Source organism: Marivibrio sp., assembly GCF_040218065.1.
Taxonomy (GTDB): Bacteria; Pseudomonadota; Alphaproteobacteria; order UBA8366; family Aestuariispiraceae; genus Marivibrio.
Window position 1 is genome coordinate 15,357 of the sequence record NZ_JAVJQE010000015.1, and the last position, 22,731, is coordinate 38,087.

Here is a 22,731-nt window from a genome sequence, read left to right on the forward strand (position 1 = left end):
CCGGCTGCTTTTCGGGCGCGGGGCCTCAGGCGCTGCGGTACAGCTTGGTCATCACATATTCGCGATGTTTCAGCGCCTCGGCCGCCGTCAGCCGGCCGTTGCAGGTGCGCCGCGTGACGTCGATCAACGCGTCGCCCGCCTGATCCAGATCCATCTCGCCGCGCAGGATGCCGGAGCAGTCGAGATCCACATGCTCGCCCATCTCGCGAACGGTCTTCGGGTTGGCGGTCAGCTTGATCACCGGCTCGATCGGGTTGCCGATGATGTTGCCCTGACCGGTCGGGAACAGGTGCACGACGAAGCCGGCCGCGGCCTGCAGGGTGACGCACTCGGCGGCGGCGGAGGAGGTGTCCATGAAGTAGAGGCCGGCGCCTTTCTCCGGCGCCTCGGCCGGCGCCAGCACGTCGATGAACTTCGCCTTCTTGCCGATCTTCTGCAGATTGCCGAAGGCCTTCTCCTCGATCGTCGTCAGGCCGCCGGCGATGTTCCCCGCGGTCGGCTGGCTTTCGGAGAGGTCGGAGGTCTTATGCGGCTCGATCACCTCGTCCATATAGGCCTGCCAAGTCTTCAGGAACTTCTCGCCGATCTCGGGCGTCGCGGCGCGTTGGGCGCAGACCTTCTCCGCGCCCGTCAGCTCCGAGGTCTCGCCGAAGCATGTGTAGGCGCCCGCCTCGTCCATCTTGTCGATCAGATTGCCGACCGTCGGGCAGGAGGCGAGGCCGGAGGTGGTGTCGCTCTCGCCGCATTTCGTCGAGATCCACAGCTCCGACATGTCGCAGGGCTCGCGCTGCAGCTCGCTCGCCCACTGCACCATCTCCTTGGCCTTGCGCGAGGCGTCGGCGACGGTCTTGATCTCACCCGCTCCTTCGATCGCGAACCCCTCGACCGGCTTGCCGGTCGCGGCGACGCCCTCGACCACGCGGCCGGTCCATTTCGGCTCGATCCCGATGACGATGACGGCGGCGACGTTCGGATTGCAGCCGGTCCCGATCAGGGTGCGGAAATGCAGATCCAGATCAGCTCCGAACTGCAGCCGGCCGTAATGGTGCGGCAGCGCCATGCAGCCGTCGATGTTGTTCGCCACTTTTTCGGACGCGGCGTTGGACAGATCGTCGAGCGGCAGGATCACGACGTGGTTGCGAACGCCCACCCGGCCGTTGTCTCGGCGATAGCCGTTGAAGGTCATGTTGCTCATCGCGCTCACCACTTCTTCGTTTTAACGTTTTGCACATGGGCGTGGCCGCCCGCTTCGATGTCGGCGACGGCTTTGCCGATGTCGTGGCCGTATTTGAGGATCGTGTCTCCGCTCTTGATCTCCGAGAGCGCGATCTTGTGACCGAGCGGGATGTCCGCCTTGGAGAGGATTTGAAGGCGGCTGTCGTTCTCCATCACCCAGCCGTCCAGCGTCATGCCGGCGGTGACGCCTTCCACCACGATCACGCCGACGGTGTCGGCGACGTCGTGGACGATGAAATGTGGGCTGCTCACCAGTTTCTCCCTTCGTTGGATTGAGCCTGTCGCATCCTCATGCGCAGCCTTGCGGGCGCAGGATGATCTTTGAAGCCGCGGTGCGGCCCGCCGTGAGATCGGCGAAAGCGCCCGCGCCGTCGGCGAGCGGACGCTCTTCGAACCAGTCGAGCGGGCCGAGCGCGCCGTCGGCCATCGCGGCCAGCGCGCCCGCGAAATCCGCCGGCGTATAGGTGTAGGCCCCGAAGACGGCGATCTCCTGCAGCGTGATCTTGCGCACGTCGAGGCCGTCGGCGCCTTGCGCCAGACCGATATGCACGATCACCCCGCCCGGACGGACCGCGGCCGACGACGCGCGCCGCGTCGCGTCGGCGCCGACGCAGTCGATCACCACGTCGATGGAATTCTCCGCCGGCCCCGCCTCGGCCGTCGGATCGTAGGGCGAAGAGACTCCGGTTCGCGCCACGCCCTTGCGCCGCATCGGGTTGGTCTCGGCCAGCGCGATCGACCGGCAGCCGAAGGCCTTGAGCGACAAGGCCGCCGACAGGCCGACCGCGCCCCCGCCGAAGACCAGCGCGCGACATTCGGACAACGGCTTGTCGCCGGCCCGCGCGGCGATCTTCACCCCATGCCAGGCGGTGGCGACGGGCTCGGCGAGCGCGGCCTTGGTCATGTCCACGCCGTCCGGAACGGGGGAGAGGTTGCGCCGGGGAATGCGCACCAGATCGGCGAAGGCGCCCTGACGCGGCGCCATCGAGATGATCTGCCGGTCGGCGCACAGATTGCTGCGCCCGCCGAGACAGGCGGGGCAGGCGCCGCAGGTGACGAGCGGGTTGATGACGACGCGCCGCCCCGCCTCCGGCCCGTCGACGACGACGCCGCTGGCTTCATGCCCTAGGATAAGCGGCGCCGGACGCCGGGAATCATGGCCGAGATAGGCGTGCAGGTCGGACCCGCACACCCCGACAGCCGCCACGCGCACCAGCACCTCGTCGGTCTCCGGCTGCGGCTCGGGCGCATCCTCATAGCTCAAGCTCTCGGGTCCGGTGTAGATGAGCGCCTTCATGCCCTCCGCCCTTTCATTTCGCCGTGAAGCCGCCGTCGACATAAAGGACCTGGCCGGTCACGTAGCCGGCCGCTTCCGAGCAGAAGAAGACCGCCGGTCCGATCAAATCCTCCAGCCTTCCGTTACGACCCAGGCAGGTTTGCGCGGCGAGGCGCTCGACCGTCGCCCGGTCCTCGAAGACCCGCGCGGTCAGATCGGTCGGGAAGAAGCCTGGGGCGAGCGCGTTGCACAGGATTCCGTCGCGCGACCAAGCCTCGGCCATCGCGCGGGTGAGCTGCGCGACCCCGCCCTTGGAGGCGCCGTAGGGGGCGCCGTCGGGAAAGGCCCGCGACGCCTGCAGCGAGGCGATATTCAAGATGCGTCCCCAGCCCTTGGCCCGCATGCCCGGAACCAAGCCGCGCGCCAGAAAGAAAGGGGTGGAGAGGTTGAGGTCGAGGGTGGCCCGCCATTCCTCGACCGTCACGCTCTCCACCGGGCGGCGGGGATTGACGCCGGCGGCGTTCACCAGGATGTCGATCGGCCCGAAGCGCTCGACCGCGCCGACCCCCACCGCCTCCGCCTGCTCCGGCGCGCCGAGATCGGCCCGCAGACCCTCCGCCTCTCCCCCGGCGGCGCGAACCGCCGCCGCCCAATCCTCTAGCGGCTCCAAGCGTCGGGCGACCCCGATCACGGACGCGCCCGCCGCCGCCAGGCCGCTCGCCAGGGTGCGTCCAATCCCGGAGCTGGCCCCGGTGACGAGCGCCCGGCGACCGGCAAGGCTGAAGGACGGCGCCTGCATCATCCGACGGTTCGCCTCACTCGCTCGCCGACAGATTGAAGCGTTCGTCCGGGAACCATTTCGCGAGCCGGACGTCGGCGGTCTTGGCGTGCCCCTCCATCCCCTCAAGGCGGGAGATGCGCGCGGTCACCTGGCCGATGTCGCGGTTGGCCTCGCGGCTCATGCGCTGCCAGGTGACCGTCTTCATGAATTTGCCGACGGATAGCCCGCCCGTGTAGCGCGCCGCGCCCTTGGTGGGCAGGATGTGGTTCGGGCCGGAGGTCTTGTCGCCGAAGGCGACTGTCGTTTCCTCCCCCAAGAAGAGCGAGCCGTAGTTCGACAGAGCGTCGAGCCACCAATCGAGATCCGCACAGTGGACTTCGAGATGCTCCGACGCATAACGGTCGGAGACTTCAACGGCCTCCTCGCGGCTGTCGACCAGGATCACCTCGCCGTAGTCGCGCCAGGCGGCGTCGGCGTTGGCGCGGTTCACCTCCGGCAGCTCGGCGATGAGTTTCGGCGTCAGCTCCATCACCGCCTTGGCGAGCGCTGCATCAAGGGCGATGAGCCAGGCTGGGGAGTTGTAGCCGTGCTCCGCCTGCCCGACGAGGTCCCAGGCGACGATCTCCGGATCCGCCGTCTCGTCGGCGATCACCATCACTTCCGAAGGACCCGCGAACATGTCGATGCCGCAGCGGCCGAACAGAATGCGCTTGGCCTCGGCCACGAACTGGTTGCCCGGCCCGACCAGAATGTCCGCCGGCCGGCAGCCGAACAGCCCGAACGCCATCGCCGCCACGCCCTGGACGCCGCCCATGGTCAGGATCCGCGTCGCGCCGCATAGGTCGAGGGTGTAGAGCACCGCCGGATTGATCCCGGCGCCCGGCTTCGGCGGCGAGCAGGCGACGATCTCCTCGACGCCCGCGACTTTGGCGGTCGTCACCGACATCACCGCCGAGGCGACGTGCGAATAGCGCCCGCCCGGCACATAGCAGCCGGCGGCCCGCATCGGGATGTTGCGATGTCCGGCTGTCAGACCGGGACGCAGCTCGACGGACGCGTCCTTGATCGCCGCCTTCTGCGCCTCCGCGAAACGGCGAACCTGGTCGTGGGAGAAGGCGATGTCGTCCTTCAATTGTTGCGGCACCTGGGCGGCGGCGGCGTCGATCTCGGCCCGGCTGACGACGATCTCGCCGGTGTATTTGTCGAGCTTTTCGGCGTACTCCCGGGCCTTGGCGTCGCCGCCGGCCTCGATCTCGTCGAGCATGGCCTGGACCGTCGCCCGAACGTCCTGCTCGCCGTGGGCGGCGGTCTTCCCCGCCTTCTTCATATATGTGACAGCCATTGCGTCAGCCTCTCCGATGAAGGGCGCGCCCGGACCGGCGGCCGACCGTCTGCTTTCGACATGACGCGCTTGCTTCGCAGTCTTTCCGGCGCGCCAATTGTAAGCGCTTACATTTTTCTGAACGATGCTCCCGAGCCCCTAATCCTGTCAAGGAATTTTCTCGGCCGCGCCCGCCATTGACATCGTGCGGGGGGCGGTTTTGACTGCCTTGAACAGGATGCAGGGCATGGCGAGAGACGAGAAGGTCGGCGCACCTGGCAATAAGCGCTTACGAAAACCCGCCGCCAACGGCGTCACGCTTCAGCATGTCGCGGAACGGGCAGGGGTCTCCACCGCGACTGTCTCGCGTTATCTGAGCCGCCCCGATCAGGTCCGCCAAGCCAGGCGCGCGCGGATAGAACAGGCGGTCGCGGATCTCGGCTACATCCCCCACGGCGCGGCGCGCGCGCTGGCCTCCAGCCGAACGCAGACGATCGGCGCCATCGTTCCGACGCTTGACAACGCCATTTTCGCCCAAGGAATCCACGCCTTCCAACGCCGCCTGCAGGAGGCGGGTTACACCCTGTTCATCGCCAGTCACGGCTATTCACTGTTAGAAGAGCGCATCCAGGCCGAGACGCTGCTCGCGCGCGGCGTGGACGGCATGCTGCTGATCGGGCTCGACCACGACCCGGGTCTATACCGTCGGCTCGACAAGCTCGGCACGCCGTACGTCAGCGCTTGGAGCTACGATCGGCGCGCCGAGCGGCCGTGCATCGGCTTTGACAATCACAAAGCGGCGCTGGCTCAGGCCGGCCACCTGCTGGATCTCGGCCATCGGCGATTCGGCGTTCTGGCCGGTGTGATTCGCGACAACGACCGCGCCCGCGACCGATTAGAGGGAGTGCGCACCGCTTTAAACGCACGCGGAGTAGCGCTGACGCCGGCCCAGGTGCAGGAGTGTCCCTACGAGCTCGGGGCCAGCCGCGCCGCGGCCAAGCGGCTGCTCGCCCTCGACCCGAGGCCCACCGCGATCGTCTGCGGCAACGACGTCATCGCCTATGGCGCGCTGTTGGAGTGTCAGGCGAGCGGCGTCGACGTGCCGGCGGAGATTTCGATCGTCGGCTTCGACGACCTGCCGCTCTCGGAGCATCTTCAACCGGCGCTGACGACGGTCCACGTTCCCTCGGAGACGATGGGCCGCAAGGCGGCCGAATTCCTGCTCGCTCGCTTGGGCGGAGAGGATCCGCCCGACAAGGTCGAATTGGCGGCGAACCTTATTCTGCGCGCGTCGACGGCGCCGCGGTAGCGACGCCGCGCGCCGGTCGCGTCAAGGGAGCCCCGTCTCTTCCTCGGAGGTGCGCGACAAGAACCGGCGGGCCGCGCTCATCAAGCGCCCCTCTTCGTCCGCAGGATGCACCAGGATGTCGATTCCGGCGCCGTCGCGTCCCGGCAGGAAGTCGAGACCGGTTGCGACGGCGTCTCGAATGTCGGCCGCGTTTTCGCCCACGCCGCCGCTGAAAACGACAGCGTCGAGCCCGCGCATCGCGGCCGCCATCCGGCTGACCTCCTCAATGACGCGTTCGACGAAGTACCGGATCGCGCCCTGCGCCGCCTCGCTGTCAGACTGGGCCAGGTCGCGCATGTCGTTCGAGAGGCCTGACAATCCCAGCAATCCCGATTCGCGGTAAAGCAAACGCTCGAGCCCGTCCGCATCGACGCCGGTTCTGAGCAGATGCAGAAGCACGCCCGGATCGATGCGCCCGCACCGCGTTCCCATCACCAACCCGTCAAGCGCCGAGAACCCCATGCTGGAGGCGATGCTCCGCCCGCCGCATACGGCCGTCACCGAACAGCCGTTGCCCAGATGCGCGATTGCGATCTTTCGATCCGCCAGAGGATAGGCCTGCGCCGCGAGCGTCTCGCACACCGATTCGCAGGCGAGACCGTGAAACCCATAGCGTCGCACCCCCTGCTCGTAGTAGCGAGCCGGGAGCGCAAAGGCGTCATGAACCCAAGGTTTCGCCGCATGAAAGGCGGTGTCGAAACAGGCGACATGGCGCGCGTCGGGATACAGCGACGAAGCGGTTCGGATGCCGGCCAGCCCGTGCGGTTGATGCAGCGGCGCCAAAGGGACGAGCGCGTCCAACGCCTCGACGACCTGCGGCGTGACGAGAGCCGGATCGACGAAGGATGCGCCGCCGTGGACGATCCTGTGCCCCACGGCTTTTATCGAAAGATCCGGGCGTCGCTCTGCGATCTCGGCGAACAGCGCGCGGATGGCGTGGGCGTGATCGGCCGATCCGACGGGCTTGGTCTCAGAGTCCGCCCCGGGCCGCCTTATGGTGAGTTCAGCCTTGTCCGCGCCCAATCGATCGGCGCCGCCTGAAAGCAACACGCGCTTGTCGCCGCCCGCCTCCGCGACGGCGGCCTTAACGGAGGAACTGCCGGCGTTGATGGCGACGACGACGTCCGTCACGGCGCAAGTCCCAGAAAGCTGATGCCGCCGAGAACCAGACCCGCAAGAAACAGCGTTTCGGCGACGATCAAAGCAATGGCGCCGCCGCCGACCTTGAGGATGTTGCGCATGTCCGTCTTCATGCCGACGGCGGCGATCGCCGTCAGCAGCGCCCAGGACGACAGCTGAGCCAAGAATCCGCCGACGCCCGCGGGAATCAGACCGAGCGAATTGAGCGTCGCCAACAGCAGAAATCCCAGCACGAAACTCGGCACGATCGGGGGACGCTTCTCGCCCGGCTCGGCCCTGGCCCGGCGCCAGCACAGCGTGATCAGCACCACCACGGGCGCCAACAGCGCGACGCGGATCAGCTTGACCATCGTCGAGGTCTCGCCGGCCGTCTCGGAAACGGAAAAGCCGGCGCCCACGACCTGCGCCACATCGTGGACGGTGGCGCCGATGAAGGCGCCGGCCGTCACGTCGTCGAAGTCGAGCGCACGGGTGAGAATCGGGTAGAGAATCATCGCCGCCGTCGAGAGGACGGTCACGCCCAACACGGTGAAGAGCAGATTGCGCTCTGAGCGCTCGTCCTTGGGCAGCACGGCGGCGATCGCCATCGCCGCCGAGGCCCCGCAGATCGCCACCGCCCCCGCGGTGAGGATCGCGAAGCGCGGACCCTGGCCGATGAAGCGGGCGAAAAGAACGCCGAACGCGATGGTCGCGACCACGCCGACGATCAGGAGGCCGATCATCTCCCACCCCAGGATCGTGAGCATTTCAACGCTGATGCGGGCGCCGAGGACGGCGACGCCGAAGCGCAGGATCGTCCGCGCCGCGAAGCCGACGCCCGCCGCCGTCGGGCCTGATTCGCCGAGGAAACTCAACGCCATGCCGAACAGCAGAGCCATAAGCATGGCCGGCGCGCCGTGATGCTCGGCCACGAACTGCGCGGCCAGCGCCGCGAGCGCCGCGATCAGGACGCCGGGAAAATACTCCCGCCCGCGCCCGGCCATCGTGCGGCCGAGCGCAGACGGGGAAAACGCGTGCCTCATGAAACCTCAGGCGACCTGATCGACCATGTCGGCCGGATCGATGCCGGCGACCTCGACCGGTTTCTTCATCGCGTCGCGGCGGAACGGCTCGCCGAGCTCCTGATTGAGCATGGCTTCGATCACTGTCGTCTTTCCGTTCTCCATCTGGTCCTTTATCGCCTGATTCAGCGCGTCGGTCAGCTCGTCCATGGTGTAGGCTGTCACGCCCTTCAGGCCGCAGGCCTGGGCGATCCCGGCGTAGCTGACTTTGTCGTCCAACTCCGTGCCGACGAAGTTGTCGTCGAACCAGAGCGTGGAGTTTCGCTTTTCCGCCCCCCACTGGTAGTTGCGAAACACGATCTGCGTGATCGCCGGCCATTCGCTGCGGCCGATAGCGGTCAGCTCGTTGACCGCGATGCCGAAAGCGCCGTCGCCGGCGAACCCGACGACCGGCGTGTCCGGACAGCCGATCTTGGCTCCGACGATGGCGGGCAGCCCGTAGCCGCACGGTCCGAAGAGCCCGGGGGCCAGATACTTGCGGCCCTCCTCGAACGACGGATAGGCGTTGCCGATCGCGCAATTGTTACCGATGTCGGAGCTGATGATGGCGTCGCGGGGCAGGGCGGCCTGGATCGCGCGCCACGCCATGCGCGGGCTCATCCAGTCGGGCTTCGCCGCCCGGGCGCGCTCGTTCCAGCTTGTGCCGGGATCGTCCTCCTCATGGTCCATCGAGGACAATTGCTGCGCCCAGCGCGACTTGATCTGGGCGATCCGGTCTTTGCGGGCCTCGCGATCCGCGTCGCCGGCGGCGGGCGCAAGCCGGTCCAGAATGCCGCGCGCCACTTTCGCCGCGTCGCCGACGATCCCGACCGACACCTTCTTGGTGAGCCCGATGCGGTCGGGATTGATGTCGACCTGAATGATCTCGGCGTCGGCGGGCCAGTACTCCATGCCATAGCCGGGCAGCGTCGAGAACGGGTTGAGCCGCGTTCCCAGGCACAGGACGACGTCCGCCTCCTTGATCAACTCCATTCCGGCCTTGGAGCCGTTGTATCCCAGCGGACCGGCGTAGAGCGGGTGCGACCCGGGAAAGGCGTCGTTGTGCTGATAGCCGACGCAGACCGGCGCGTCGAGCCGCTCCGCCAGCGCCTGGCTCGCCTCGATCCCGCCGTCGGACAGCACGACGCCGGCCCCGTTCAGAATCACCGGACGCTTGGCGTCGGACAGAAGCTTCGCCGCCTCGGCGACTGAATTCTCGCCGCCCGGCGAGCGCTCGAAGACAAGCGCGGTCGGAATATCGGTGTCGATGACTTGGGTCCAATAATCACGGGGGATGTTGATCTGCGCCGGACCCGACAGGTGCTTCGCCTTGGCGATGACCCGCGCCAGCACCTCGACGATGCGGCTCGGATCGCGCACCTCCTCCTGATAGGCGACCATATCCTGGAACAGCGCCATCTGCTCCACCTCCTGAAACCCGCCTTGGCCGATCGTCTTGTTGGCGGCCTGCGGGGTGACGAGCAGCAGGGGCGTGTGGTTCCAGTAGGCTGTCTTCACCGCGGTCACGAAGTTGGTGATGCCGGGGCCGTTCTGCGCGATCATCATGCTCATCTTCCCGGTCGCGCGGGTGAAACCGTCGGCCATCATGCCGGCGCTGCCTTCGTGCGCGCAGTCCCAAAACGTGATGCCGGCCTTCGGAAACAGATCCGAAATCGGCATCATGGCCGATCCGATAATCCCGAAAGCGTGCTTCACGCCGTGACGCTGCAGCGTCTTTACGAAAGCCTCTTCCGTGGTCATTTTCATAACGGTTTCTCCTTTGGCGTGTTCTTAACTCGTCAGCCGACCTAAGCGGTGCGTTGGAGCGCGTCCGCCTTCCGATCCTCCAAAATCATGTCGGACGCTTTTTCCCCGATCATGATCGCGGGAGCGTTGGTGTTCCCCGAGACGATCTCCGGCATGATGGAGCAATCCGCGACCCTGAGACCGTCGATCCCATGCACGCGCAGCCGCGCGTCGACCACCGCATCCGCATCCCGCCCCATTTTGCAGGTGCCGGTCGGATGGTAGATCGTCGTGGAATGGTTGCGGACCCACTCGAGCGTGCCGTCGTAATCGTCGATGTCGAGGCTGGAGTCCGGGCGGAACTCAGCCGATATCTTATGCGTCAGGGGTTCGTAACGCGCGATCTTGCGGGCGATCCTGACGCCTTCGACCAAGGTTCGGCGATCGGCTTCGGTCGCGAGATAGTTGGGAATAAGCTTCGGATGCTGCGCAGGGTCGGCGGACTTCAACCGGATTTCGCCGCGGCTTTCTGGGCGTAGCTGGCAGACGGACACGGTGAACGCCGAGAAGGGATGCACCCCTTCGCCCGGGCTGTCGGCGGACCACGGCTGAACGTGGAACTGTATGTCGGGCGTCTCGGCGTGGGGGCCGGTGCGCAGGAAGCCGGTGGCCAAGCTGGCCGCCATCGCCATCGGTCCGGCCCGAAACATCGCATATTTGAGGGCGATCCGCGCCTGGTTGAAAAGGCTGCGCACTTCGTCGTTCAACGTGGGCTCGTTGCATTTGAAGACGAGGCGGGCTTGCAGATGATCCTGCAGGTTTTTCCCGACGCCCGGCAGGTCGCGCGCGACCTCGACGCCGTGCTCCTTCAGGTGGGCGCCGTCGCCGATCCCGGACAGCATAAGCAGCTGCGGCGAGCCGATCGCCCCGGAGGACAGGATGACCTCTCCGCGCGCTTTGACGATTTTCTCCGCCCCGGACGCGTCGCGGTATGCGACGCCGGCGGCGCGCCCGCCCTCGATGACGACCCGGCTGGCCGGCGCCTTGGTCAGAACGGTCAAGTTCGCCCGAGAGCGCACCGGATGAAGGAAAGCGACCGCGCTGGAGCAGCGCCGCCCGTTTCGCGCCGTCAGTTGAAAGTAGCCCACCCCTTCCTGGGTCGCCCCGTTGTAATCGGGATTGAACGGATAGCCGGCCGCCTGGGCGGCCGCGACCCAGGCGTCGCACACGGGGCGTTGAAGCCGCATGTTGGAGACGGAGAGCGGACCCTGGTCGCCGTGAAAATCGTCGGCGCCGCGCTCCTGATCTTCGGAGCGCTTGAACAGCGGCAGCACGTGATCCCAGCCCCACCCCGGATTGCCCATCTGCTGCCAGCGATCGTAGTCCTCGGCCTGCCCGCGCACATAGAGAAGCCCATTCAGGGAGGACGAGCCGCCGAGCACCTTGCCGCGCGGCCAATCGAGCTGACGCCCGTTCAGCCCCGGATCCGGTTCGGTTCTATAGCACCAGTCCACCGACGGATTGTGCATCGTCTTGAAATAGCCGACCGGGATGTGAATCCACGGATTCCAATCCCGGCCGCCCGCTTCCATTAAGACCACCGTAACCGAGGGGTCGGCGGACAGACGGTTGGCGAGCACGCAGCCGGCGGACCCCGCCCCGACAATCACATAATCCGCGGAAATCTCCGACATTTTGGGACGGCCTCCAGAGCGCGCACTGGCGAAAGAATATTTTTCTTGATGAGCGGAGCATAAATCCCGCAATATTGAGAATGCAAGTCTTAAAAAGCACAAATAATGAGGCTTGAGCCGCTCACCATTGGAGGAAACCATGACCGTTGAGAACAAACTCAAAGGGATCTCCCGAAGGGATCTCTTCCGCCTGTCCGGCCAATTCGGCCTATCGTCCGTGTTGCTCGGAGCGGGCGCCTTAACCGGGGCCGCTACGTTGCCCGCGCTCGCGCGGGCGGCGGAGAGCACCTACGACAAGCGCTTTTCAAAGGAGCCGAAGCATATGCTGAAGCTCGGCGCGTCCGGCTTCAATCCGCGCAACCTGCTGATCGAGCGCGCCGGCGTTCTGCAGTTCGCGCGGGACCTCGAAGAGCGCACTGAAGGCGAAATCCGGGTCGAATTCATCGGCGACAATCAGATCTGCGGCCAGCTCAACTGCGTTGAGAAAACGCAGCTCGGCGTCATCGACATGTACGCCGCCTCGACCCAAAATTCGGCCGGCGGCGCGCCGTACCTTAACGTGCTCGATTACGCCTACATGTTCCCGAGCCGCGCCGCGCAGTACTATTTCCTCTACAGCCCGGAATCGATGAAGCTGCTGCGCGAGCCGCTCGAGAAGCGTCACGGCCTCAAGTTCCTGTTCAGCCATTGCGAATTGCGCGGCATCCAGCTCGGCCAGTCCTTCGCAGACAAACCCACCGTGACGAAGCTGGAAGAGTTGTTCGGCACGAAGAACCGCGTCACCGGCACGCAGTTGGGTCGGATCGCGATGAACCTTCTCAACCTCAACCCGGTCCCGGTGGCTTGGGAGGAGACGCTCGACGGCTTGAAGCAGGGCCTGATCGACGGCGCCGAGACCTGGGCCTCGGCCGTGGCCTACGCCAACATGGCGCCGGTGGTCAGCCAATCGGTCGACTTGAAGTTCTTCTGCGGCACCGAGCACACCTCCATGTCGGCCGAGCTTTTCGACTCGATGGAAGGGCATCTGCAGGACGCGATCATGGAGTCGTCTTATCTGGCCCAGGTCCATGTTCAGGCCGCCAACGAGGCCGCGCTCGTGAAGACCGTCGGCTTCAGCGACCCGCAGCTCCCGAACACCATCTTCGCCGAGGAGAACGTACGGTGCGCCTTCCTGTCGGACGATGAGATTCGCACGGCTGAAGAGATGTGTTCGCCGGAGTTCAACCCGGAACCGTGGGCGCAGTGGCGCGAGCGCCTCAACAACTGGGCCGGCGGCGTCGACACCTACCAGGAAATCTACGACGTCGCGCGGCAGATTCCTGTGGATACGCTTCCCGAAAACGTCGAACCTCGCCGCTGGTGGCGTTCGGCCTGATCCGCCCAAGCACGGTCTCGGGCCGCCGGCCCTGGCGCCGGCGGCCCGAGCTGCGTGCGCTCCCGCAGGCGGGAGAATGCGGGTCTGCGACCATAGGGAGGTCTTGTGATGACCGGTCTATTCGATGGGACAGAGAAGATCCTGAGCGCGTTCGCGTCGGGCGATTCTTGGATGATGAGCCAGGCCATGCGCGAACCGGCGATATGGCCGCTCGGCCTGATCGCCATGCTGCTGGCGGCGTCACTGATCGTCGTCGGCTATCGCATCAGCCCCTGGTTCGAACGCAAGTTCGAATCCACCGTTATGGTCACGTCCTATCTGACGATCGGCGGAATCATTTTTGTCGAGGTCTTTCGCCGTTTCGTCCTGTCCGAACAGGCGCCCTGGTCGACGACGATCCCGCCCTTCCTGTTTCTTATCATGACCTGGTTCGGCTGCAGCCTTAACGTCAAGCTGCGCACCCATCTGGCGTTCGCCGAATTCCGCAGCGCCATGCCGCGCGCCGGACAAATGGCCTGTCTCCTGCTCGATGCGGCGCTTTGGATCGGCTTCTCCTGGGTCGTGGTCGTCACCTCCTCGCGCGTCGTGGCGAATTCGGCGTCGAACTTCCAGATCATGTTGGGGACGGACGACGTCATGCAGTGGTGGTTCCTGCTTTCCGTGCCGCTCGCCTTCACCATGCTGGTCGCGCGCGTGCTGGAGAACCTGCTCCTCGACATAGCGAATTTCCGCTCGGGCGACCCGTTAATCAAACAAGCCGTTATCGGGGGCGACTGAGATGAGCGACGGAACCATCATCACCTTGATTTCCATCGGCGTCACCGTGCTCTTCATGCTCGGCGTGCCGGTGTTCCTGGTGATCGGCTATTGGGTGCTCGGCATGACGTTTTTGCTGAGCATGCCGATCGACAACATCGGCACCGCCCTGGCGGACGTCTTCACGGACGGCTTCGCGCTGCTGGCGATGCCGCTCTTCATTCTGACCGGCGATTTGATCAACCGATCGGGAATCGCGCGCCGGCTCAGCGATTTCGCCTACGCCTGTCTCGGATGGATCCGCGGGGGATTGGCGATGGCCTCACTCGGCGCCTGCGGTCTGTTCGCCGCAATTTCGGGATCGAACTCGGCCACGACCGCGACGATCGGCTCGATGCTCCATCCGGAGATGGTCAAAGGCGGCTACGACGAAAGGTTTTCGGCCGCCACCTCGGCCGCCGGCGGCACCGTAGGCATCATCATTCCCCCCTCGATCATCTTCATCGTCTACGGCTTCCTGCTCAACCTGCCCATTTCCGACCTTTTCGTGGCCGGGATCATTCCCGGCGCCCTGATGGTCGGGGCGATGATGGTGGCCTGTTTTCTGGTCTGCTGGCGCAACAGTTGGGGATTTCTAATCGCGCTGAACCCGCTGAACGTGCTTAAGACGGCGCTCGGCGCCTGGCTCGGGTTTTTTGCGATCGGGCTGGTTCTTTGGGGGATCTACACCGGCAAGTTCTCGCCCACCGAGGCGGCGGGCGTAACGGTGGGCTTCTGCGTGATCGTGGGATTTGCGTGCCTGCCGCTGCACCGACTCACCGGCGGCTCGACGGAAAGGGACGTCTCCAAGAAATCGCTGCTTCAAATGCTTGTGGTCGAAGGCTTCAGCCCGCGCGAACTGCCGTCGATCACCATGCGTTCGGCCCAGATCACCGGCATTCTCGCGCCGCTCATCGCCGTCTCGGTGGTGATGCAGCAGATGCTCTCGGTGCTCGGCGCGCAGGAAGTCATCGGCGGCTTCGTCAACTCGATGGGCGGATACTATGCGGTGCTGTTCACCGCCATGGCGATCGTTTTCGTCTCGGGCATGGTGCTTGAAAGCCTGCCGGTGACCATCATTCTCGCCCCGATCCTGGCGCCGATCGCCCATTCGGTGGGCGTGGAGCCGGTGCAGTTCGCCGTGGTCTTCCTGGTCGGCGCGTCGATCGGGTTCATCACCCCGCCCTACGGCTTGAACCTCTATGTCGCCTCGGGCGTGACAGGCGTTCCCTATTTCCGTCTGTTGCGCTATACGCTGTTCTATCTTGCGGCGCTGATCGCCGTATGGATTGTCGTGGCTATGGTTCCCAGCCTTTCCACGATGCTTCTTCCGCAGCGATAGAAACGACGGCAGGCATGGACGAAGAGGGTCGAAGCGGCGGGAGCATTCCGACGAACCTTCGCCTGCTGTTGGCGATTGAGCTGGTGGCGAAGGCAGGCGCCCCCGTCACCCCGACGGAGGTTAACGACAGCATCGGTCTGCCAAAGGCGACGATCCATCGCCTGTTCAATACGCTTGAAGAAGAAGGGTTTCTGCAACGCGACCTGGACGGCCGGAGCTTTTCGCCGGGGACGCGGCTGCGGAAACTGGCGGGGGGAATATTGTCGTCGCTTCGCATCAGAACGGCCCGCCAAGCCATTCTGACCCGCCTGAGCCAGGAAATCGGCGAAACCTGCAACATCTCGCTCGCCGATCGGCACGCCATGGTCTATCTCGAGCGCGTCGAGACCGAGTGGCCGCTTCGCATCCAATTGCCGATCGGAACCCGGGTGCCTTTCTACTGCACGGCCAGCGGCAAGATGTATCTGAGTTCGCTGGCGGCGAATCATCTGCGCAAATATCTCGGCGCGACGGAGCTTGCGCCGAGAACCGCCAACACCATCACCGACATCGACGCCCTTAAGGCGGAGATCCGTCAGATTCGCAAGAACGGCTACGCACTCGATCGCGAAGAGTTCATGGCGAACATGATTGCGCTCGCGGTTCCCGTTTTGGACGACAACGGCCGTCTGATGGTCACTCTTTCCTTCCATGCGCCGACGCAGCGTTTCGACGTCGAACGGGCGCTCAACTACCTGGAGCCGCTGCGCAGCGCCGCCAAAGATCTCTCGGAGCTGGTCGCAGACGAGCGCGCCTTAGATCGGCCCTGAGACCCTGAAGGCGGCGTCGGGCCTTGCGGCGGATTGAAGGGTTTCGCCCGGATGGAGATGATCGCCGCCAGCATCGTCGTTTTCTTGGCCGCAGGCGTCCACGCGTGCACCGGTTTCGGGTTCTCGATTCTGGCCGCGCCCTACCTTTTGCTGATCTTCGACCCGGCCGAGGCGATTCAGATCAACATCGCGCTCTCAATCGGGATCTCGCTGCTTCTGGCGCCGAAGCTGGCGTCCGACGTCGACAAGCCCCTTCTGGGCCGGCTCGTCTTCGGCGGGTTGGCCGGCGCCCCGTTCGGAATCGCGCTGTACCTCCTGGCCGACCCAGAGCATTTGCGCGCCGTCGTGGGCGCGCTGCTGCTCGGCTTCACGGCGCTGATCCTTCGAGACTTCAAGATCGCACGCTCGCGCCGCAAGGACGTCCTGATCGGCGGATTGTCCGGCGCCCTGACGAGCGGTTTGGGAATGCCGGGACCCCCGCTGATGGTCTATTTCGCCAGCACGACGCTGTCGCCGAGCGTGCTGCGCAGCACGACGCTGGCGTGCTTCCTCGTGATCTACCTCGCCAGCCTAATCCTGCAGATCGTCGTCGGCTCCTCCTCGCTCGACGTCTTCTACGCGGCCCTGTTGTTAACCCCTGCGACGGCCCTCGGCGCGGCGGCCGGACAGATCCTGTTCACAAGGATGAACACGGCGTTTTTCATGAAGCTGCTGTACGGCCTGCTGCTGATCACGGGCGTCTATCTGCTTGCCGAGGCCGCCCTCTAGCCGGTGTCGCTCTTGAATGAGATCGCCTGAGCCGCCGATTCATATCTCCTCGCTAGGCGCGACGTGCGATTGCGAGGCGGGACGCCGGCGCGCCAGTCGGATATCAGGGCAAGGGCGCCGTACCGGGTTCGAGCACCCACCGCCGGAGATCGGCGCGCGTATGGGCTGCGAACGGGCGATGATGCTGTCCGTCCCCAAACCCCGCGCCCACTTTCCCGACCTGACGCGCGCCGATTTTCAATGACCGGCTGCGGGCTTCGCGCCGCATATCGTGCAGGCTTAGCGCGGCGCTTTCTCCCTTAGTCGGGTTTCCATCCGCCTTTTCTGCGCCTTAAACCGTCCACACGCAGACCGTTGTCCTGTTGGAGCCGTTTGAGTCGCGTGAACATCCGCGTATCGGGAATTTGATGATCCCATACTCGGGTTCGCCGCAGCGCTCCGGCGACTGCGGACGTCGTTTGGCGTGCAAGACGCTGCGATCGGCGGGACAGCGCGCGCTAAAGGACGAGGTCCGACCCACCTAAAGCCCGAGACGCGGTGTTCGAACGAAGCGAGAATGGCGCGCCTAGACGAAGTTTGTTCGAAAAATCTCTTCAACGCTCTGGCTGATTGGGGCGAGATTCTGCAGGACATAGAACCGGCAGATCTTCTATCTGAAGCCCGTACGGTGACGACGAGCGTCAAAAGCCCAGAGCCTTGACGGGGACAGGTCGCACGCTCGCTTGAGCCCGACCGGTTTGATAGTGTCTCCAGGCCAGCCGAATATCAGGGAAAGGGTGCCATATTGGATTTCGATAGCCCACCGCCGGAAATTGGTCCCCACGAGGAGCGAGAGTTGGAGTTGATGCTGTCCGGCACCAAACCGCTCGCCTACTTTTCCGAACTGACCCGCGCTGATTTCGAATGGCCGGACGATGAATTCGAGCCGCACGTGGAAAGCGGCCGGATACTCAAAAGAGAGATCCTCCACATCGAGACCATTCTCGGTGTCGACGAGGAGATCCGCTCGCTCTACTTCGCGTTGCCGGGTGAGGAATGGCGAATCGACAAGGCCCATGCCAACCGCATGCGTGGCAATGAAATTGGGATGGAAACAGAATTCGATTCGAGGGAAATGGGCATCTTGCTCGGCTACACCGATCATGAGATCGACGTCTATATTGAATGGCGCGCCGCCATTAAAAAGGCAATGCGCGACGGGGATTGGCCCCCGCCGCACACGCAAGCCTGACACGACTACTTCAGATAACAATCGGCACAAACTCTTGGCGAGTAGACGCCACCGTGCTTCGCACCGCATATGGTGCAGGTATAGCGCGGCGATTTTGCCGCGAGTTGCGTTTCGGTCGGCCCTTTCGGACGCATCAAGCCGTCGACACGGAGGCCGTTGTCCTTCTGGAACCGTTTGATTCCCTCGAACATCGGCGTGTCGGGGTATTCGGTGATCCCGTATTCGGGTTCATCGTAATACCCCCGCGACTGCAAACGGCGTTTCGTATTTAGAACATCGCTGGGATCGGCGGGATAGCTCGTGCCCAGTGTTTTCTTCAGCCAATAGCGGGTAGCCATAGGTCACTCCATATCGAACGCCCGCCGTTGACTATTGAATTCGACGGGCGTGACGAATATCCGTGCCCGCTTGCACTGACAAAACAGCAAAGCGGACGCTCGATTTGCGCTGGAGTGACGTGTTATCCGTCAGGTTGTCGGGGGCATTGCGTTGACGCCCCGGCCTATCGGGCACATCAGTGCGATCCACATGACGGCGCGGTCATCGGATCGGGGTTATCCCAACGGGACCCAAATCTACCTGCATGAAAAATCACACCATGTCAATTAGAAAGAACAAAAATGCAATATACAGAAATTTCGGGACTTGTTGATTACAACGCGAGCGATCAAAATCGCCGAACAACAATTAATGAGAAGTGCGACCCATTGCGCAAAAAGTCCCCTCGGCAATCCATTCTTACCGTGAAACCTACTTCGACGAATTTTATGGAAAGTGTGGCGCGCCCGGGAAGATTCGAACTCCCAACCTTCTGATCCGTAGTCAGATGCTCTATCCAGTTGAGCTACGGGCGCTTGATCGCGGGCCGTCGGGGGCGCGGTTTGCGCGCGCCTCTGCGGTGCGGGCGGGTTGGTACCGGACGCGCTCCGGCTTGGCAAGCGTAAAAAAACGCGCGCCTGTCGGGCGCGCTTGCGGGGCGGTCCGACCGGGCCGGACGCAGCGGGGAATCGAGCGGGAATCCAACCCATTATCCGGGTTGTCGCTGGTGAAGCCCTCAAGTACTATCCGGACACGTTGCAACGACCTCAAAGGGGGATTCGCGTCGCGCATCCAGGGGGCGGAGACGTCGGCGATCGACGCCGAGCTTGAGGCCGGAGACCAGGGCGAGGCCGCCGAAGCGCGCGGGGAGCGCAGGGGCGGGCCGAAGCCGAACTCGGGCGGAGCGAGGCGGTCGGGACGATCCGTCGCCGTGAAGGGCGGTCAAGACGTCGGACCCGACGCCTTGTCAGACGCGGTCGGATACAACAGCGGAAAGTTCGGGTATGGCTTCCTTCTTGACTGGCGATGAGGACGGCGCGGGCGCTTCGGGAGACCGCGTCTGGGAAACCAGGGCGCCGGCGCGCGCCGGCGCGCGATCGGCGCGTCTGGGCGCCGCGGTCGTCTTGTCCCTCGCCCTTGCGGCGTGCGCGGACGCGTGGCCCTCGCTCGACGCGGGCGACCCGGCGGCCGGCGGCCAGGCGACCCAACCGGTGCAGGTGAGCGCCGACGCCCAGAGCGGATCGCAGAGCCGATCCGTCGGCGAGAGCGGCGGCCAAGGCGCGCAGACGAGCGCGTCCGCCCAGCAGAGCGTCTCCGGAGGCGGCTCCGTCGCCGCCGCGTCGGCGGTGCGCGAGACCTTCGTCGGCAACAAGGTGTCGCAGATGGAGGGCGATTTGAACCGCCTCTCCAACAGCGTCCGGCAGCTGAACGAGCGCCAAAGCGCGCTGCTGCAGCAGACCTCGTCCAACGCCGATCGCTATCACGGTCTGATCGCCGAGGTGACCTCGCGTCTGCAGCGCGGCACCACGCCGGGCAATCCGGTTCTGGTCGATTATTGGAACCGCGCGCAGGCCGAACTCGAGCAGGTGGCCGAGAAGGTGCCGGCGATGACCAAACTCTCGAACGACGCGGCCGACGAGGCCGCCTTCGGGCAATATCTGCTGAACGCCGTGCAGGCGACCTACGGGCTGTCGGGCGCGGTGGACGAAGATCACATCCGGCTGCGCCGCCTGGAGGACAGCGTCCATCAGCAGGTGGTGGAGATCGACCGGCTGCTGACCGACCTCAGCCAGGACATCAATCGCCAGAACACCTACGTCAACAACGAGCGGCAGAACATGACGACGCTGTCGCTCGCCATCAAGAACGGCGATCTTTACGGCACCAGCCTGGCGACGCGCTCCTTCCAGCAGACGGAGAACGTCGCCCGTCAGGCCGCCCGTCAGACCCAGCCGCAGCCGGGCGAACGGCCGCTTGTGGTCATCAAGTTCGACCGCGCCAACGTCGAGTACGAGCAGGCCCTCTACAACGCCGTCAGTCAGGCGCTGGAGCGCAAGCCGACCGCGACCTTCGATCTGGTCGCCGTCAGCCCGCAGCAGGGCACCGCCGCCCAGTCGGCGCTGAACAGCGCCGCCGCACGCCGCAACGCGGAGGCGGTGCTGCGCACGCTGACCGACATGGGCGTGCCGGCGAGCCGGGTGCAGTTGCTGGCCCAGGCGGACCCGCAGGCGTCGAACAACGAGGTTCACCTCTACGTCCGCTGATCGGGCCTCGCCCCGTTGATCTCCCGGGCGCGGCGTTCCGTACTGCTAAGAGACGGAACGCCGACCCCGTAACGGGAGACAGCCATGCGACGCCCCTTTCTCAGCCTGATCGCAGCCGCGGTCGTGCTCGCGGCGGCCCTTGGGCCTGAGCGCGCGGCCCGCGCCGACGCGGCCCCCGATCCCGCCGTCACCCAGGTGATCGAAACGCAGCTTCGCGCCTTCGCCGCCGGCGACCGCCGGACGGCTTACGCCCAGGCGGCCCCCTCGATCCAGGCGATGTTCCCCAACGCCGGGATCTTCATGGAGATGGTCAAGCGCGGCTATAGCCCGCTGATCGCGCCCAAGGCGACCGACTTCCTCGCCCCGAAACCGGCCCGCGGCGGGCGGATCGAACAGCGCATGGCCCTGGTCGATGCGGACGGCCGCAGCTGGACCGCCGTCTACACCATGGAGCGCCAACCCGACGGCGCCTGGAAGATCGCCGGCTGCCGGCTGGAGCGCGGGTCCGACCCGGCGGTCTGATCGCCGAGGCCGCGCCGGCGCAGCGCCTTCCGCGCTTGGCGCCCGCCCTCTGCATCGGCTAGAGAAGGCCGTCTTCCGCCGCCCGCGCGCCCTGCGCCCGGGCCGCGCCTTTGAGGGGGAGCCCGCCGCCATGTCCGACGCCCAATCCGCCGACAAGACCCAGCCGCCGATCGGTCTCGACTTCCCGGTTTCCTGGGACGAGCTGCACCGCACCGCCCGGGCGCTCGCCTGGCGGCTCAACGATCTCGGCCCGCTCAAGGGCATCGTCGCGGTGACCCGCGGCGGGCTGGTGCCGGCGGCGATCGTGGCGCGGGAACTGGACGTGCGCCTGGTCGACACGGTCTGCATCGCCTCCTACGAGCACAAGGACCAGGGCGACGCGCGCATCCTGAAGGGCGTCGGCGGCGACGGCGAGGGATGGTTGATCGTCGACGATCTGGTCGACACCGGCAAGACGGCCCGCATCGTCCGCGAGATGCTGCCCAAGGCGCATTTCGCCACCGTCTACGCCAAGCCCGCCGGCCGCCCGCTGGTCGACACCTTCGTGACGGAGGTCAGCCAGGACACCTGGATCCTGTTCCCCTGGGACGTCGAACTCGCCTACGCCCAGCCGATCCGCGAACGCCGCGGGAAATAGGGCCGGCGGCGCGCCGCGCGCGACCGGCTCGGCGCTTCTAGTCCTCGGGCGGCGCGTAAGGCGTCGTCACGCCGCCGGCCTGGGCCGCCGTATGGCGCGAGAGGCTGTACGGGTCGCGTCGAATATGCGCCAAATCGGGGTCGGAATAGACCGGGTCGGCGGCGGTCACGGGGCGGACGCCGCCGGCGGTCGCGCCGGTCGCCGAGTCAAGATCGCTCCCCGCCCCCTCTTGCGTGACCGCGCCGACCGGCGCGGCCGCGGTCGCCGGGACGGACGCGGACGGTCGGACGATCGGCTCGGGCGGGCGATAGGCCGGCACGGCGCCCCGCGCGTAGGGCGACGGTGCGGCGATCTCGGCTCCCGGGTTCTCGGCGACCGCCTCGCCTGCGGTCTGGCTCGCCGTCTGGCCGAGCGCCGGGGCGGCCGCAAGGAGAACGAGGCCGGCGAGCGCGGTCGACAGGCTGCGGCTGTAAAGCGGCATGGGCGGAGTCTCCTGGTGCGGATCAGCGTGCGCTATAGTATATACACCGAAACCCGGCCCGGCGAGACGTCCGCCGACGCCGCTGCGACAGGAGATCGGCCATGGCCGCGCGTTCGCCCCTTCGCCCGCTGACGAAAACCGGCGCCGCCTGCTTGCTGGGCGCGGCGCTGGCGCTGTCCGCCTGCGCGGGCGGCAATCAGAAACAGGCTGCGGGCGGGGCGCTGGGCGCGCTCGCCGGGGGGCTCGGCGGGGCCGAAATCGGCTCCGGGTCGGGCCGTCTCTGGGCGACGGGCGCGGGCGCGATCCTCGGCGGGTTGATCGGCGCCGAAGCGGGCGCCAGCCTCGACCGGGCGGACGCCGCCTACGCGCGCCAGCAGGCGGCCGGTCCGGGCATTCCGCAGCAGCCGCCGAGCCGGGCGCTGATCGATCGCCCGACGGCCCCGCGCTACGCCGGCGGCCATCAGAGCGCCCCCGCCTATAATCGCACGGCGCCGAATTACGGGGCGACGAGCGCGTGCCGCCAGCTCGACGGCGGCTTCAAACCGGCCTTCGCCTGCCAGGGCGACAACGGCCAGTGGTTCGTCCTGCAATAGGGGCCGCGCGGCCC

22 protein-coding genes and 1 tRNA gene are annotated in these 22,731 nt (G+C 65.9%); 11 read left to right on the forward strand and 12 right to left on the reverse strand.

The window, feature by feature from the left end; all coding sequences use genetic code 11:
* Positions 1 to 25: 25 nt before the first annotated feature.
* From RIB45_RS15870 to hisD, 5 genes are read right to left on the reverse strand one after another with little or no spacing between them, the layout of a single operon-like run.
* Positions 26 to 1,195, reverse strand: coding sequence for a UxaA family hydrolase (locus RIB45_RS15870; RefSeq protein ID WP_350051459.1), 1,170 nt, complete (start codon positions 1,193 to 1,195; stop codon positions 26 to 28).
* A gap of 5 nt (positions 1,196 to 1,200) precedes the next feature.
* Entirely contained in the window at positions 1,201 to 1,488 is a 288-nt protein-coding gene (locus tag RIB45_RS15875; protein WP_350051460.1) for a UxaA family hydrolase, read from the reverse strand.
* Positions 1,489 to 1,525: 37 nt separating this feature from the next.
* A complete protein-coding gene (locus RIB45_RS15880; RefSeq protein ID WP_350051461.1) occupies positions 1,526 to 2,533 on the reverse strand; it encodes a zinc-dependent alcohol dehydrogenase in 1,008 nt (335 codons plus the stop codon).
* A 13-nt stretch (positions 2,534 to 2,546) separates the two neighbouring features.
* Positions 2,547 to 3,314, reverse strand: a complete 768-nt coding sequence (locus RIB45_RS15885; protein ID WP_350051463.1) for an SDR family NAD(P)-dependent oxidoreductase — start codon at positions 3,312 to 3,314, stop codon at positions 2,547 to 2,549.
* Positions 3,315 to 3,327: 13 nt separating this feature from the next.
* Positions 3,328 to 4,635, reverse strand: a complete 1,308-nt coding sequence (gene hisD, locus RIB45_RS15890; protein ID WP_350051464.1) for a histidinol dehydrogenase — start codon at positions 4,633 to 4,635, stop codon at positions 3,328 to 3,330.
* A gap of 226 nt (positions 4,636 to 4,861) precedes the next feature.
* Here hisD and RIB45_RS15895 point away from each other — a divergent pair, with 226 nt between their 5' ends.
* Positions 4,862 to 5,923, forward strand: a complete 1,062-nt coding sequence (locus RIB45_RS15895; RefSeq protein ID WP_350051465.1) for a LacI family DNA-binding transcriptional regulator — start codon at positions 4,862 to 4,864, stop codon at positions 5,921 to 5,923.
* Between the two features lie 21 nt (positions 5,924 to 5,944).
* Here RIB45_RS15895 and RIB45_RS15900 read toward each other — a convergent pair whose 3' ends face one another.
* The 4 genes from RIB45_RS15900 to RIB45_RS15915 are packed head-to-tail and all read right to left on the reverse strand — an operon-like array spanning position 5,945 to position 11,582.
* Positions 5,945 to 7,093, reverse strand: a complete 1,149-nt coding sequence (locus RIB45_RS15900) for an acetate/propionate family kinase (protein ID WP_350051467.1) — start codon at positions 7,091 to 7,093, stop codon at positions 5,945 to 5,947.
* Positions 7,090 to 8,124, reverse strand: coding sequence for a YeiH family protein (locus RIB45_RS15905; protein ID WP_350051469.1), 1,035 nt, complete (start codon positions 8,122 to 8,124; stop codon positions 7,090 to 7,092). Before RIB45_RS15905 ends, RIB45_RS15900 begins: the two co-directional genes overlap by 4 nt.
* A gap of 6 nt (positions 8,125 to 8,130) precedes the next feature.
* On the reverse strand, positions 8,131 to 9,909 hold the full coding sequence (gene xsc, locus RIB45_RS15910) for a sulfoacetaldehyde acetyltransferase (RefSeq protein ID WP_350051470.1): 1,779 nt from the start codon (positions 9,907 to 9,909) through the stop codon (positions 8,131 to 8,133).
* Between the two features lie 41 nt (positions 9,910 to 9,950).
* The gene (locus tag RIB45_RS15915; RefSeq protein WP_350051471.1) at positions 9,951 to 11,582 is read right to left on the reverse strand and encodes a GMC family oxidoreductase; all 1,632 of its coding nucleotides are present in this window, start codon (positions 11,580 to 11,582) and stop codon (positions 9,951 to 9,953) included.
* Positions 11,583 to 11,904: 322 nt separating this feature from the next.
* On the opposite strand from RIB45_RS15915, the gene dctP reads away from it, so the two are divergent.
* From dctP to RIB45_RS15945, 6 genes are all read left to right on the forward strand, one after another.
* Positions 11,905 to 12,957: a TRAP transporter substrate-binding protein DctP gene (gene dctP / locus RIB45_RS15920; RefSeq protein ID WP_350051473.1), complete on the forward strand. Its 1,053-nt coding sequence runs from the start codon at positions 11,905 to 11,907 to the stop codon at positions 12,955 to 12,957.
* Between the two features lie 108 nt (positions 12,958 to 13,065).
* Positions 13,066 to 13,734: a TRAP transporter small permease gene (locus RIB45_RS15925; protein ID WP_350051474.1), complete on the forward strand. Its 669-nt coding sequence runs from the start codon at positions 13,066 to 13,068 to the stop codon at positions 13,732 to 13,734.
* Between the two features lies 1 nt (position 13,735).
* Entirely contained in the window at positions 13,736 to 15,094 is a 1,359-nt protein-coding gene (locus tag RIB45_RS15930) for a TRAP transporter large permease (protein ID WP_350051475.1), read from the forward strand.
* Positions 15,037 to 15,903, forward strand: a complete 867-nt coding sequence (locus tag RIB45_RS15935; protein ID WP_350051476.1) for an IclR family transcriptional regulator — start codon at positions 15,037 to 15,039, stop codon at positions 15,901 to 15,903. The genes RIB45_RS15930 and RIB45_RS15935 overlap by 58 nt, the downstream gene beginning before the upstream one ends.
* A gap of 51 nt (positions 15,904 to 15,954) precedes the next feature.
* On the forward strand, positions 15,955 to 16,671 hold the full coding sequence (locus tag RIB45_RS15940; protein WP_350051477.1) for a sulfite exporter TauE/SafE family protein: 717 nt from the start codon (positions 15,955 to 15,957) through the stop codon (positions 16,669 to 16,671).
* Positions 16,672 to 17,506: 835 nt separating this feature from the next.
* Positions 17,507 to 17,902 carry a hypothetical protein gene (locus RIB45_RS15945; protein WP_350051478.1) on the forward strand — a complete coding sequence of 132 codons (396 nt, stop codon included), beginning with the start codon at positions 17,507 to 17,509 and terminating at the stop codon, positions 17,900 to 17,902.
* A gap of 5 nt (positions 17,903 to 17,907) precedes the next feature.
* Here the strand turns inward: RIB45_RS15945 and RIB45_RS15950 are convergent, their stop codons facing one another.
* On the reverse strand, positions 17,908 to 18,240 hold the full coding sequence (locus RIB45_RS15950; RefSeq protein ID WP_350051479.1) for a peptidoglycan-binding protein: 333 nt from the start codon (positions 18,238 to 18,240) through the stop codon (positions 17,908 to 17,910).
* Positions 18,241 to 18,679: 439 nt separating this feature from the next.
* Positions 18,680 to 18,756, reverse strand: a tRNA-Arg gene (locus RIB45_RS15955).
* Between the two features lie 588 nt (positions 18,757 to 19,344).
* Between RIB45_RS15955 and RIB45_RS15960 the strand changes: the two genes are divergently transcribed.
* The 3 genes from RIB45_RS15960 (at position 19,345) to gpt (ending at position 21,643) form a co-directional block, all read left to right on the forward strand.
* Complete coding sequence (locus RIB45_RS15960) at positions 19,345 to 20,484, forward strand: hypothetical protein (protein ID WP_350051480.1); 1,140 nt, start codon at positions 19,345 to 19,347, stop codon at positions 20,482 to 20,484.
* An 84-nt stretch (positions 20,485 to 20,568) separates the two neighbouring features.
* Positions 20,569 to 21,006, forward strand: a complete 438-nt coding sequence (locus RIB45_RS15965) for a DUF4864 domain-containing protein (RefSeq protein WP_350051481.1) — start codon at positions 20,569 to 20,571, stop codon at positions 21,004 to 21,006.
* Positions 21,007 to 21,136: 130 nt separating this feature from the next.
* Positions 21,137 to 21,643, forward strand: a complete 507-nt coding sequence (gene gpt, locus RIB45_RS15970) for a xanthine phosphoribosyltransferase (RefSeq protein WP_350051482.1) — start codon at positions 21,137 to 21,139, stop codon at positions 21,641 to 21,643.
* 37 nt (positions 21,644 to 21,680) lie between these two features.
* Here the strand turns inward: gpt and RIB45_RS15975 are convergent, their stop codons facing one another.
* Positions 21,681 to 22,124 carry a hypothetical protein gene (locus RIB45_RS15975; protein ID WP_350051484.1) on the reverse strand — a complete coding sequence of 148 codons (444 nt, stop codon included), beginning with the start codon at positions 22,122 to 22,124 and terminating at the stop codon, positions 21,681 to 21,683.
* Positions 22,125 to 22,225: 101 nt separating this feature from the next.
* Here RIB45_RS15975 and RIB45_RS15980 point away from each other — a divergent pair, with 101 nt between their 5' ends.
* Positions 22,226 to 22,717 (forward strand): glycine zipper 2TM domain-containing protein, encoded by a 492-nt coding sequence (locus tag RIB45_RS15980; RefSeq protein WP_350051485.1) that lies wholly within the window; start codon positions 22,226 to 22,228, stop codon positions 22,715 to 22,717.
* Positions 22,718 to 22,731 lie beyond the last annotated feature (14 nt).

Coding starts and splice junctions, on each gene's coding strand:
- RIB45_RS15870 (WP_350051459.1), bottom strand. CDS start 1,195: ATGAGCAACATGACCTTCAACGGCTATCGCCGAGACAACGGCCGGGTG.
- RIB45_RS15880 (WP_350051461.1), bottom strand. CDS start 2,533: ATGAAGGCGCTCATCTACACCGGACCCGAGAGCTTGAGCTATGAGGAT.
- RIB45_RS15885 (WP_350051463.1), bottom strand. CDS start 3,314: ATGATGCAGGCGCCGTCCTTCAGCCTTGCCGGTCGCCGGGCGCTCGTC.
- hisD (WP_350051464.1), bottom strand. CDS start 4,635: ATGGCTGTCACATATATGAAGAAGGCGGGGAAGACCGCCGCCCACGGC.
- RIB45_RS15895 (WP_350051465.1), top strand. CDS start 4,862: ATGGCGAGAGACGAGAAGGTCGGCGCACCTGGCAATAAGCGCTTACGA.
- RIB45_RS15905 (WP_350051469.1), bottom strand. CDS start 8,124: ATGAGGCACGCGTTTTCCCCGTCTGCGCTCGGCCGCACGATGGCCGGG.
- xsc (WP_350051470.1), bottom strand. CDS start 9,909: ATGAAAATGACCACGGAAGAGGCTTTCGTAAAGACGCTGCAGCGTCAC.
- RIB45_RS15915 (WP_350051471.1), bottom strand. CDS start 11,582: ATGTCGGAGATTTCCGCGGATTATGTGATTGTCGGGGCGGGGTCCGCC.
- dctP (WP_350051473.1), top strand. CDS start 11,905: ATGCTGAAGCTCGGCGCGTCCGGCTTCAATCCGCGCAACCTGCTGATC.
- RIB45_RS15925 (WP_350051474.1), top strand. CDS start 13,066: ATGACCGGTCTATTCGATGGGACAGAGAAGATCCTGAGCGCGTTCGCG.
- RIB45_RS15930 (WP_350051475.1), top strand. CDS start 13,736: ATGAGCGACGGAACCATCATCACCTTGATTTCCATCGGCGTCACCGTG.
- RIB45_RS15935 (WP_350051476.1), top strand. CDS start 15,037: ATGGATTGTCGTGGCTATGGTTCCCAGCCTTTCCACGATGCTTCTTCC.
- RIB45_RS15940 (WP_350051477.1), top strand. CDS start 15,955: ATGGAGATGATCGCCGCCAGCATCGTCGTTTTCTTGGCCGCAGGCGTC.
- RIB45_RS15950 (WP_350051479.1), bottom strand. CDS start 18,240: ATGGCTACCCGCTATTGGCTGAAGAAAACACTGGGCACGAGCTATCCC.
- RIB45_RS15965 (WP_350051481.1), top strand. CDS start 20,569: ATGCGACGCCCCTTTCTCAGCCTGATCGCAGCCGCGGTCGTGCTCGCG.
- gpt (WP_350051482.1), top strand. CDS start 21,137: ATGTCCGACGCCCAATCCGCCGACAAGACCCAGCCGCCGATCGGTCTC.
- RIB45_RS15975 (WP_350051484.1), bottom strand. CDS start 22,124: ATGCCGCTTTACAGCCGCAGCCTGTCGACCGCGCTCGCCGGCCTCGTT.
- RIB45_RS15980 (WP_350051485.1), top strand. CDS start 22,226: ATGGCCGCGCGTTCGCCCCTTCGCCCGCTGACGAAAACCGGCGCCGCC.